The 12,010-nt window shown below is 34.7% G+C and carries 13 protein-coding genes; 1 reads left to right on the top strand and 12 read right to left on the bottom strand.

Annotated features, from left to right (window positions below; all coding sequences use genetic code 11):
• Positions 1-5: 5 nt before the first annotated feature.
• The gene (locus AQ616_RS07520) at positions 6-1,025 is read right to left on the bottom strand and encodes a TRAP transporter substrate-binding protein (RefSeq protein ID WP_069685434.1); all 1,020 of its coding nucleotides are present in this window, start codon (positions 1,023-1,025) and stop codon (positions 6-8) included.
• The gene (locus tag AQ616_RS07515; RefSeq protein WP_069685433.1) at positions 1,022-2,011 is read right to left on the bottom strand and encodes a C-terminal binding protein; all 990 of its coding nucleotides are present in this window, start codon (positions 2,009-2,011) and stop codon (positions 1,022-1,024) included. The genes AQ616_RS07520 and AQ616_RS07515 overlap by 4 nt, the downstream gene beginning before the upstream one ends.
• A gap of 278 nt (positions 2,012-2,289) precedes the next feature.
• Here AQ616_RS07515 and AQ616_RS07510 point away from each other — a divergent pair, with 278 nt between their 5' ends.
• Positions 2,290-3,063, top strand: a complete 774-nt coding sequence (locus tag AQ616_RS07510; RefSeq protein ID WP_017798017.1) for an IclR family transcriptional regulator — start codon at positions 2,290-2,292, stop codon at positions 3,061-3,063.
• A gap of 172 nt (positions 3,064-3,235) precedes the next feature.
• Here the strand turns inward: AQ616_RS07510 and AQ616_RS07505 are convergent, their stop codons facing one another.
• The 10 genes from AQ616_RS07505 to liaF all read right to left on the bottom strand — a co-directional run bounded on the left by AQ616_RS07505 (position 3,236) and on the right by liaF (position 11,890).
• On the bottom strand, positions 3,236-3,994 hold the full coding sequence (locus AQ616_RS07505; protein ID WP_069685432.1) for an SDR family NAD(P)-dependent oxidoreductase: 759 nt from the start codon (positions 3,992-3,994) through the stop codon (positions 3,236-3,238).
• A 109-nt stretch (positions 3,995-4,103) separates the two neighbouring features.
• A complete protein-coding gene (locus tag AQ616_RS07500; protein WP_069685431.1) occupies positions 4,104-4,751 on the bottom strand; it encodes a GntR family transcriptional regulator in 648 nt (215 codons plus the stop codon).
• Between the two features lie 156 nt (positions 4,752-4,907).
• A complete protein-coding gene (locus AQ616_RS07495) occupies positions 4,908-5,654 on the bottom strand; it encodes a tyrosine-protein phosphatase (protein ID WP_069685430.1) in 747 nt (248 codons plus the stop codon).
• Between the two features lie 16 nt (positions 5,655-5,670).
• Entirely contained in the window at positions 5,671-6,465 is a 795-nt protein-coding gene (locus AQ616_RS07490) for a PhnE/PtxC family ABC transporter permease (protein WP_069685429.1), read from the bottom strand.
• 49 nt (positions 6,466-6,514) lie between these two features.
• A complete protein-coding gene (gene phnE, locus AQ616_RS07485) occupies positions 6,515-7,312 on the bottom strand; it encodes a phosphonate ABC transporter, permease protein PhnE (RefSeq protein WP_069685428.1) in 798 nt (265 codons plus the stop codon).
• Entirely contained in the window at positions 7,305-8,153 is an 849-nt protein-coding gene (gene phnC / locus AQ616_RS07480; RefSeq protein ID WP_069685427.1) for a phosphonate ABC transporter ATP-binding protein, read from the bottom strand. The genes phnE and phnC overlap by 8 nt, the downstream gene beginning before the upstream one ends.
• Complete coding sequence (locus tag AQ616_RS07475) at positions 8,150-9,082, bottom strand: phosphate/phosphite/phosphonate ABC transporter substrate-binding protein (protein WP_069685426.1); 933 nt, start codon at positions 9,080-9,082, stop codon at positions 8,150-8,152. The genes phnC and AQ616_RS07475 overlap by 4 nt, the downstream gene beginning before the upstream one ends.
• Positions 9,083-9,487: 405 nt before the next feature.
• The gene (locus tag AQ616_RS07470) at positions 9,488-10,120 is read right to left on the bottom strand and encodes a response regulator (RefSeq protein ID WP_017798019.1); all 633 of its coding nucleotides are present in this window, start codon (positions 10,118-10,120) and stop codon (positions 9,488-9,490) included.
• The gene (locus tag AQ616_RS07465) at positions 10,113-11,165 is read right to left on the bottom strand and encodes a sensor histidine kinase (protein WP_017798020.1); all 1,053 of its coding nucleotides are present in this window, start codon (positions 11,163-11,165) and stop codon (positions 10,113-10,115) included. The genes AQ616_RS07470 and AQ616_RS07465 overlap by 8 nt, the downstream gene beginning before the upstream one ends.
• Positions 11,162-11,890 carry a cell wall-active antibiotics response protein LiaF gene (gene liaF, locus AQ616_RS07460; protein WP_017798021.1) on the bottom strand — a complete coding sequence of 243 codons (729 nt, stop codon included), beginning with the start codon at positions 11,888-11,890 and terminating at the stop codon, positions 11,162-11,164. The genes AQ616_RS07465 and liaF overlap by 4 nt, the downstream gene beginning before the upstream one ends.
• Positions 11,891-12,010: the final 120 nt, after the last annotated feature.

Below are 12,010 nucleotides of genomic sequence, written 5' to 3'. Positions count from 1 at the left end.
TCCATCTATTCAACTGCTGTTCTTACTTCCTCATATAACTCTTTAGCAGTTTCAGTAGTCAATTTTTCTTGGATTAAAGGCTCTACTTCTTTTTGAAAGACAGAAATATCTACATCGTTAAATTCAGAACCTTGTTCTTCCGCTTCTTTTTTAGCAGCTTGTACATCCTCATCAAATTGATCTACTTCCATATCGATTGCTTTAGATAATTCTTCTCTAAATATTTCTTTGTGTTCATCACTCATCCCATTGAATAGATTTGAATTAATAATTAGATAATCTGGAACCATCAAGTGTTGCGTATAGCTATAGTAAGAGGCTACTTCTCCATGTTTCAAGTCATTATAGACTAGTTCGTTATTTTCTCCACCGTCTAGAACTCCTGATTGAATAGCTGTATACACTTCACCTTGCCCCATCGGAGTACCTACTCCTCCCATTAACTCCATCATTTTAACGTTTGTATCACTTTCCATAACACGAATTTTTAATGCTTTCATATCTTCTGGTGTATGTATAGGCTGTTTATTATTATAAACATTACGTACTCCTCCATGAAAAGCACCTAAAACTGTCATACCGTCTTCCTCGACTGATTTATATAAGTCACCTACAATTTCCTGGTTGTTAACCACAGACATTTGATGTTCTACTGAATCAAATACATATGGCAGATTAAATACGGAAAAATCCTCGTTAAAGTTTTCCATCAAACTTCCGCCAACAATAGACATGTCTATTGTCCCTGATTGAACAAGTTCAATTGTCTCTCTTTGGGCACCTAATAGCTCATTCGGAGAAACCTCCACTTCGTATTGACCATCCGTTAATTCATTTAACTTCTCGCCAAAAGCTTCCATCGCTTTAAATTGTGGGTGACTTTCAGGTTGATTAAATGCTACCTTTAATAATTTTGTGTCTCCACTTTCTCCATCTGCTGTTGCATCATCACTTCCACAAGCAGCTAGCATGATAGTAGAAGCTAGTAGAACTACCATTAAGAATGATTTTCTAAGTTTCCTCATTGAATACTCTCCTTTTCGTTTTTGAAATTAATTGGGTAATATACTTGATCTCCATTCATATATCGAATAGATTCCTCTGCAACTTTTCTTTTTAGTTCTAATGCTGCTTGCTCTGAATACCATCCCATATGAGGTGTACAAATAAAATTATCATGTTCTAGTAACGCTGATTCTGGTTGTAGTGGTTCGTTCTCCGCAACATCTACTGCAGCCCCAGCAATCCAATGATTAGTTAATGCCTTGTTTAGAGCTTTTTCATTAATAATTCCACCTCTAGAGACATTGATTAAATAGGCTGTTGGCTTCATTTTAAGTAACTCTTTTTCATCTATTAAATTGCGTGCTTTATCTAAAGGACAGTGAATTGAAACAACATCGGCTTGCTCTAATAGTTCATCTAATGACAAGAATTCATCAATATATTCGGGTGATTTTTTAGATTTATTGTCTAAATACTTCGTATCGTAAGCCACGACTCTGCAACCTAAAGATTTTACTTTCTTTGCAAAAGAACTACCGATTCTACCAACTCCGATAACCCCTACTGTTTGTTCACTATGCCGGTATAGAGGCACACTTTTTTGATAATCCCAAATCCCCTTACGAACATAACTATTCATTAGAGATATACTTCTAGTAAAATTCAACATCATCGCTAATGCTTGATCAGCTACTTCATTCATTCCATAATCCGGAACATTACATACCTGAACACCATGTTCAGTTGCTGCATCTGTATCAACGTTATCCACACCAACACCATATCGGACAACTAGTTTTAGATCAGGTAAGTTTTCTATAACTCTCCTTGTGATTGGTGCATACTGATTAATAAATACTTCATAACCCTTACCTTTTGAAATTAAATCGTCTTCTGTATTACACTGTTCCAATTCAAAAGAAATCCCTTCTTTTTCGAGTGTTTCTTTTTCAATATCTACATTTCCATGATCGCAATCAGTTATTAAAACCTTCTTCTTTAACATAAAATTACTCTCCTCTCTTTACTTATCAGAGAATTTAATGTAAGCGATACCATTAAAGTATAAAACTTACTTATTAAAACCTCCTTATCTTTCTTTTTGTTCCGTAATACGGAATCAAGTTCCACAAATAATTATAACAAGCGCTTACATTTTTAACAATACAAAAATTAAAAATAAATTGAATATTTAACTTACTAATCGAAACTCAATTTACAAAAGATAATTTATCCTCTACTATTAAGTGGTAGCAATATCTTTAAGAAAAGGGTGAGAACAATATGTCAAACGTTCAATCTATTGAACGTGCTTTTACAATTTTAAAGGTACTTTCAAATAATCCCGATGGTTTGAGAATAACTGTATTGGCTGAAAATTCTAGCTTAACAAAAAGTACAACACATAGAATTACTTCAACACTTGTAAATTTAGGTTATGTTCAACAAGATCCTGAAACTGAAAAATATATGCTTGGTAATCAATTAATAAAATTAACAAGTGTGATGTTAAACAACATGGATGTAATTAAGGTTGCAGAACCCTACCTTGTTAATTTATCTAGAGATGTTAATGAAACGGTTCATTTATGTGTGGAAAATAATGGGGAAGTCCTTTATGTAGATAAAAAAGAAAAGAATCAGAACATCAGGATGTATTCTACAATCGGAAGTCGGGCTCCCCTCTATTGTACTGCTGTTGGTAAAGTTCTTCTTTCTGGCATGAATCCAATTTATTTTGAAGAAGTTATTAATAACATGACTTTTGAATTACGGACTGCACTAACCATTACCTCACAAGAGAAGCTTAGGAAGGAAATAGAAAAAGTAAAAGTACAAGGATATGCATTGGACAATGTTGAAAATGAAGAAGGAATTCGCTGTATAGCTTCACCTATTTATGATTACAAAGGTAATATAATAGCAAGTTTTAGTATATCAGGTCCTACTAATAGAGTGTCGCTTGATAGAGTAAATACTGAATTAGTAAAAAAAGTTAATATGACTTCTAAGTTAATTTCTGAACAATTTGGATACATAAAAAAAGAAAGTATTTAGTTCCACCTATCTTTATAACAAAATTAATTAGAGATCGGCAATAAACGACCAAATTGCTAAAAAGGAATATGATGTTTTTTTGAATTGTACTTTTTTCATATATGAAATACAAAAAAGGAAGCCCTTAACAGCTTCCTTTTTCATATATACATCTAATTCTGTTTACGATTCATCAACCAAGATACGGAAATTTATTATCCGTTAACTCAAATGAGTAATCTTCCGAGACAACAGATCCTACGATTTTGTCACTATCATATAGTTGAAGCATAAAATCAGCCATTTCTTCACTGGTATGATATTTATCAAATGCCTGGTCCATATCAAAATCTTTATCGCTATTAGCAATTTTGGCAAATTCAGATTCTGTTGCGGCAGGAGCTAATACTTTAGCTTGCATTTTCGCACCATTTTCTCTTAACTCAAGGGCAAGGTTTTCCGTAAAGGAACTAACGTAAAATTTCGTAGCACTATATATGACCGCAGTTGGAGCCATATTATAACCCGCTGCTGAGGAAATGTTAATTAATTGCGTTCCTTCTACATTAGCATAATCTTGAACATAAAGAGTAGATAGTATCGTTAACGCTTCGATATTCAAGTGAAGCATATTTTGTGCCCGACCGAGATCTTCATCTTTTATCAGTGTATGAATACCAAATCCAGCATTATTAATCCATGTTTCAATGTGGTATTGCTTTAAGTATTTATATAGCTGAATAACTTCCGTTGCATTGGATAAGTCAGCGACTTTAATCACTACATCGACTTCAGGATGATCCTCCAAAATTTCATCCTTTAATTGATGTAATAACGTTTCACGGCGGGCTATAATGATTATATTTTTTCCTCGGTTTGCAAATTTTTTGGCAGCTGCATAACCAATTCCTGAACTTGCTCCCGTTATGGCTGTATATTTTTGCTTAATAATAAATTCCTCCTTAAACCTTACTCACCTTTTCATTGTACCCGCGATGTATTTTTATTAACCTTCATTTTGTTAAATGGTCTACACAGACAATAATTGAAATTTATTCTTTTTAAAATCCTGTAGCCATTATCATTCTTTCTCGGTTTTTCAGAAATGTTTCTCTACAAATCTGCTTAATGTTGGAATAATTTTGCAAACAAATTTCGTCATAAATTAGCTTATTTAATTGATTTGCAGAATAATGCTTTTGATTAGGGGTTAACCTCCAATTAACCATAGCCATTCGGACAAACTTATCTTTTATCGAATCCATGAAATCTAGCATAACTTTATTGTTTGCAGATTCAATCATACACCGAGTAAAAAGAATATGGTTCTGTATGTACTTATAATAATCATCATTTTTTTCAGCATCTAGCTGCATGTTCAAATACAGTTTCAACTTTTCGATATTGAAGTGAAGTCCCCTTGCTTCTACTTCATCAACTGTAAATTCTTGCAAAAAAAAGATTACTTGACTAACGTCTAACAATTCTTTCAAGGAAATCTCTCGTACTATAATTCCACGATTTTTAATTGAACTTACAAAACCCTCAGACTCTAAACGTGAAATTGCACCTCTGATTGGTGTGCGGCTCATATCGAGTTCCTTTGCTAATCCATTTTCTGATAAGAGCATTCCTGGCATATAATCTGCTGTAACTATATGTTCACGGATTTTTGTAAAAGCTTTATCAACCAATGATTGTTCGGCCATGTTATTAATCCCCTTCGACAAATATTCACATACATTCTAAATTATCCTACTATTAACCTCAAGACATTTCCCCTTACATTCTTGTATGGTCGAGATCACGAATATGAAATAAAAATGAAGAAGAAGCACCTAAACACTTCTCCTAATAAAAAATATTTATGATACAACAATTTCACCAAGACCTAAAAAGCGTTCTCTTATTTGATCGATGGTATACTGATCCACATCTTTTGCTATCAAATATTGGTCAATACTTTGATAAGTTTCAAGGATGTATTCATAGGCTTTAAGAATATAATCACGATTAGAATACATATACTCCTGTGGAATATTTTCATTGGAACTAACTAAATGATGCATTGATTCTAAGTTTGTGTAAGTTACTTCATAATTGGAGACAATATCTTTTCTTTCTACTCCGGCTAGTCCTAACAGTAACATGGCTAAAATTCCTGTTCTATCTTTTCCCGCTGCACAATGAAAGAGGATGCAGCCTTCTTCAGCCCCTGCAATCACATCAAATATTTTTTTAACAGAATCGCTCTTTTGCTCCAATAGATCAATATAGAAATCTCCCATCGTCACCTTATAAGTAGAGAAGGTGATATCAGATACTTCTTTCGTAATAAAAGGGATATTATGATAGTTACAAAAATCCACTTCTGCAAGTGGATTTTTATGTTTCTCAATTTCATCTGCTCCACGCAGGTCAATGATAGTCTTCAATCCGTATGCTTTCAAAAAGTCGTTATCCTCTTGAGTAAGCTTACTCATATCACTCGATCTTAGAAAAGAGTGCCATTTTGTCTGCTGTCCGAATCTTGTGCTATACCCACCTAACTCTCGACAATTATCTAAACTATCTAAGGGTAAGCGAACCCAGTTTAATGTTGCATTTTTCATTTAAAACCCTCCTATATTAACTACTTCCATATTTAATATTAGATTTAATCTTTGTCATAACAAACTCAAGAACAATCATTAATAAACAAATCAAAATTACAATTGTAGTTGTTTGCGCATAGTTATAAGTATTAATAGCTTGTGTCAATAACAGACCAATTCCACCAACCCCTATGATTCCTAAACCGATGGATTCAGAAACATTGCTTTCAAAGCACACAGTAATCCATGCAACAAACGCGGTAATACAAAGCGGAAGCAAACCATGATACACAATCTTAAACCAAGATGCCCCTGTGGACTTCATCGCTTCAATAACCTCGCCACCTGTCTCTTCAATACTGCCTGTAAATGTCTTAACTAGATAGCCAACAGCAGAAATTAAAATTGCGATAAAACCCGACACATTGCCAAAACCTAGACTGGCTATTACCATTAACCCCCAAACTAATGAAGGAACAGATCGAATAATAGCAAAAAAACCTTTTATACAATTGGCTAAATATGGATTCGGCGCAATATTTGATGCTGCTAGAAAGCTTAGAAACATTGCTATAAAAATACCTACCACTAATGTTAAAAAAGCCAATGCTAAACTAGTTATAATATTTACTACGGCATTAGGAACAATAGAAAAATCAATAGCCATCATTTGACTTACAACGTTCGGGACATTTTCTAATCGTTCAAAAAACGATTGCATATCTAAGTTGATAAGCTTTACAGCTATAATAAAAACCGCACCTAATATAAGTACTAGAAAAATCGACTTGCTAAAACTTCCTTTTGAAGTGACCCTAATATGCTCCATGTGTCTTTAATCTCCTTACTATATATGACTTTGTGAACAACCTCTATAATTAAACAAAACGTCTTCGAATCGAATTGGTCACAAACTCTGTTAACAAAATAATCAAAACGACCATGGCAATAATGGTAATAGCTTCTCCATACTTAAATAAATTGATATTTGTATCAATTAAGACACCAATTCCCCCTGCTCCAACAAGGCCTAAAACAGCAGACGCTCGAACATTAATCTCAAAAGCAAATAATGTCCAATTAATCCAGGCAGGAACAAACTGCGGTATAATGCCATGGAACAAAATTTGAAGGTAAGAAGATCCATTCGCTCGTAAAGCCTCAAGCTTATCACCAGAAATTTCATCAATAGATTCTGCGTAACTTTTACTTAGAAAACCGATTGTTACCAAAATCAATGCCAGAACGCCAACAATCCCCCCTATACCAAAGATATATACCAATAAAGCTCCCCAAATAATGAAAGGAATATTACGTAAAATCGATACGAACCCACGTGTTATTACCCTAATGGTTTTATACTTATTGGTATTTTTCGATATTAATATTCCAAAAATGAACGCAATAATCGTAGAAATATAGGTAGCGATGATCGCATATCCAAGCGTATCGATTACTGCTGGAATATATTGTTGTATATTCTGCACGTTTGGTGGAAGAAAGTTTTCAAAGAAAAACATAATAAAGTTTGGCAAACCCATGAACATATCGATAAAGGAAATTTCTAAGTAAAATATGGAAAAAATCAACATAGAAAAGAGAGCCGCACCAATTACATAGATTCTGGTTGAATCTGTTTGCTTAAGGGGTATCTTATATAAGGCTTGTTTACTCATTGTTTTGACCCACAGCCAACCGCTTTGACTGCTCTCCCCCCATATCTAACTCTTTTTCCACTACTTCTCCTTCACCCTTGAGCGTTAGTTGCGATTCCTTTCCTTCATATATATCCTGTGTTATTTCATCTGTTAATTGTGATGGAGATCCATCAAAGACAACTGTCCCTTTTTTAATTCCAATAATGCGTGTGGCATACTTTTTGGCATAATCTACCTGATGTAAGTTCACAATACAAGTTAGTTTCTTTTCTTGAGAAATGGTATGAAGCTGTTGCATCACTATATTAGCGGAGAGTGGGTCTAATGATGCGATTGGTTCATCTGCAAGCAGCAGCTTTGGTCGCTGTAATATCGCTCGACAAATTCCAACTCGTTGCATTTGCCCTCCAGAAAGCGTATCAGCTCGTTTATATATTTGATCTTCTAGTCCGACTTTTTTCAAAAGCGTAATGGCCTCCTGTTTATCTTCATGGCGATAGAGACCGAACAAACTCTTGTACAATGGAACATTACTTAATTGTCCATGGAGAACATTTTTAATAACATTCGTTCTACCAACTAAGTTATAATGTTGAAAAATCATTCCTATTTTAGAACGTTCTTTACGTAATTTGCGCCCGCTCAATTTTTCCAAATGCTGTCCGTCAAAGATAACTTCTCCTTTAGTAGGATCTACAAGGCGATTGATATTTCGAATGAGCGTAGACTTACCAGCCCCAGATGGCCCGATGATGACAATAAATTCACCTGGATAGAAATCTAAGGAAATTCCATTCAACGCACGAGTATCTTTACCATAGACTTTAACTAAATTTTTTATAGATAATAATGAATTCATTCTGCATCTTCCTCTAATGCATTTATGGCTTCAAGCATTTCAATAGTGGTATCATAATAATCTTGTTCAGGTGCTACAAAACGGGCTTTAGGATCATTGTGAACCGCTTCAAAATATTTCTCATCTTCAAAAGATACAAACGCATCTCTTAAGGCTTTTTTAAAGTCTTCTGGTAAATCCTCTCTCATAATATAGGAAGCGTCTGGGATATCATCTGTACGACCAATAATCTTAAATTCATCTTTCTTAATAGTTCCTGCCTCAACCATACTATCTAGCTGACCAATCGCCACTGCAGCTGCGTCAAAATCATCCATTTTAACCCCCATTACACTATTTACATGGGATTCTGAGAAGGTAACATTTTCAAAAAAGTTTCCAGACTGCTCAACTAAATCAGGATCAAGATCAAACTCTTGAACTAAAGTTCCCTTTGGATATAGATAGCCTGAAGAAGATGCAGCATTAACAAAAGCAAAATTCTTTCCTTTTATATCCTCTAAATTGTTAATTTCTCCGTTGTCTTCTTTTGCAATAAAAGCAGTATAATATTCTTGGCCTTCTACTTGAGGAATAGCTAATAATTCCGCTCCTGCTTTTTGGTCAGCTTGATAGTAGCTCATTGGGCTAGCTAGCATGATATCTAAATTCCCACTCGCTAGGGCTTCAATTCCAACAGCATAACTGCCCCCTTCAAATTCTTTTACTTCTATTCCTAATTCTTCCGCAAGGTGATCTCTCAATGCTGAATGCATTGAAGCTGCATTGGGATTGTTTTCATTTGGCATTTGAACCAATGTTAGTTCCTCTGGCCAACCTTTGTTGTCTGCACCTTCTGAAGAAGATTGTGAACTTGCTTCATTTCCACACGCTGCCAAAGTTGTTATAAGTCCTACTATTAAAAAGAATTTTGATACTATTTTTATCATTTTCTATTCTCCTTTATTAAAAATTGAACAATCATAAAATGACAACCCAGGAATTAACTGATAAACATAGCTAGCCTTCCATCTCTTCTTTGGGTAAATATTTTTTATCACCTCTCCTTGTATGTAAGTTGTATACATCTATAACTATAAAAGTATTTTGTTAAGTTCGTTTGTTCATTGCGTAAAGGTTGAGTAAATATTTGTAAATTTAAATACACCAACCTTAGTGCAGTGCGGATGTTCACTTAATAATAGTACTTAAAATGTTGATTTCCACTATTATTGCACTATCTTTCATGTAGACTACTTTGTTAGAAATATCTCAATTTAAAAAAGCCTTTCCCAAAAAATGAGAAAGACCTTAAAAATACGTATTCACAACTAACTTGAAGCTAAGGAATTATCCTACTCTACCAACTTATTCTGAAATGCATAAATTACAGCCTGCGTACGATCATGCACCTCTAACTTCCCTAAAATATTGCTCACATGTACTTTTACTGTTTTTAAAGCAATATACAATTCATTAGCAATTTCTTGATTCGACTTCCCTTTTGCCATCAATAATAAAATTTCTTTTTCTCGTTCAGTTAATTGCTCGTGAAGTGCGGTATCCTGACCAGCACGCATACGATTCATGATTTTTCCAGTCACTTCTGGCTCTAAAATGGACTGTCCCTCATACGTCGAACGAATGGCTTTCGCAATTTCACTTGCTTTCGATGTTTTTAACATATAGCTTGTCGCTCCAGCTTCTAACGCAGGATATACTTTCTCATCATCTAAGAAACTCGTTACTATGATGATTTTTGCTTCTGGCCACGCCTCGATTATCTTTTTCGTTGCTTGAATTCCATCCATTTCTTTCATGACAAGATCCATTAAAATAATGTCTGGGCGTAAATCTAATGCAAGGTCTACAGCCTGCGTACCATCATCTGCCTCTGCTATTACATCAATATCAGGTTGTGAAGAAAGATATGCAGATACGCCAATTCGTACCATTTCATGATCATCGACAAATAAAACTTTAATCATTGGATGTATCTTCCTTTCTTAAGATAGGTACTTTTACTTCCAATCGTGTTCCTTCATTCGGTACGCTTATTATCTTGAATGTACCGCCAACTTCGTACGCGCGTTCACGCATATTCTGCATACCATAAGAGCTTGTTTTGACATCTTCTGCTTGAAATCCAATACCGTCATCCGACACACGTAAAATAATATTTTGGTCTCGCTCAATTAAGAGAACCTGTAACGTAGTTGCTTTCGCATGGCGTAACGTATTTGAGATAGACTCCTGGAAAATACGAAATAGCTGATCTTCTACTCCTTTATCTGTGTTAAAATCCTCTAGTTTCGCATCAATTTCTAATGGAACTTTTTGCGTTAATTCATGTAGGAGCTCCTCGACTCCCTCTTGCAATGACTTTCCTTTTAAAGCTACGGGTCGTAAATGCAATAATAATGCCCGCATTTCGAGTTGTGATTGGTGGATCATTTTTTCTACCATATTTAACTGTTTATTTAAGTTTTCATCTTCAGAAGTTCCCGCTTCATTAATTGCTGACATCATCATCGAAGCAGCAAAAAGCTGTTGACTTACAGAATCATGTAATTCTCTTGCAAGTCGATTTCTTTCCTGAACTACCACTTCCTGCAAGCTTTGTTCACGTTCATTTGCTCTTTCGGTCGCAATCCGTTGCGCATGTTCTGTTTGGACTCTTAATTTATCTTGAAGCTGGTTCATGCGGTTCGAAATAGTATCCATTTCTTTCGGAATTTCTTCTTTTTCAGGATGTCTGTCTCCTTGAATTATTCCGTTTAACATTTTTTCAATTTGCTTCAGGTTCTCTTTCCAATACCAGCCAATAATCGTACCAATGACCGTACCGAAGATAATCGTTAAAGCTACTAATGTTAATAAGAAAGATACATCTCCTATTTTCGCTTCCCATAATGCACTCCATCCGATGGAATCGTTTAAGGAAAAGGTTAAAAAAGTCATGACCACAAATGTAAACCCTAAGAAAAAACTACAAGCAATTGACAAGAGGACATATCGCATAATCGTCTTCATACGCGTTTCACCTCAATGTCTCCAGAAAATATTGAAGTAATGATTTTTACTCTTGGGTACGTTACACTGTAAGACTCAGTCTCATAATGAATAGATTTATTCATTAACCTTTGATGATACTCCCCAAATATCGATGCTCTTCCAAAAACGGAACTATGATGGATACTGACTTCAACTTCATATGGAACATAGATTTCAATATTACCAATTAGGTGACGAATGGATATTACTGCTGTATCATTCGGAAGCACGGTATTACTTAAATCAATAATACGATCACCGAAAATGCCATGCATGTTAACATCTTTCCACTGATAAGCAGTTTCTTCTGTTCGATAATCATCAAAAAAACGTTCATCGAATAAAGGCTCTACATATGTCATGGTTTCACGCTCGTAATCCTTTTCCGGAAATTCTGGTGTTTCCTGACTAGGTTCTTGAGTTGATTTAATATAATTCAATATGAAAAAGACAATCGCCGCAACAATGAAGAAACGTATTGCCAATAAGTTGAAAAATGAAAAGGTGAAACTAATTAAAGAAATCGCAAATACAATTTTCCACCATAAACTATGCAGCCTTTTCCAACTAAAATACACGAAGAATCCAGATATTAGTGCGGAAAACAAGGACCCACCGTGGAAGAATATAATTTCAAAAACAAAGAGAATAGCCCCGATGATCAATATCCAGTTAAAATATTTCGTGCTGAGTTGTTTGAACATCTGCCATTCTCCTCTCTTTTTGTTTTGTTTAAATGCTTTTGTTCATTATAACTAATCTAATTTTAATATGTAATAAATACAGGCGCAAAGTAAATACGCCTGTATTAGTATATCATGAAG

Origin of the sequence: Oceanobacillus sp. E9, assembly GCF_001741975.1 — a bacterium.
In the GTDB taxonomy this organism is placed as follows: Bacteria; Bacillota; Bacilli; order Bacillales; family Amphibacillaceae; genus Oceanobacillus; species Oceanobacillus kimchii.
Note: the sequence above shows the minus strand (reverse complement) of the source record. Positions and strands in the feature narration are given on the sequence as shown.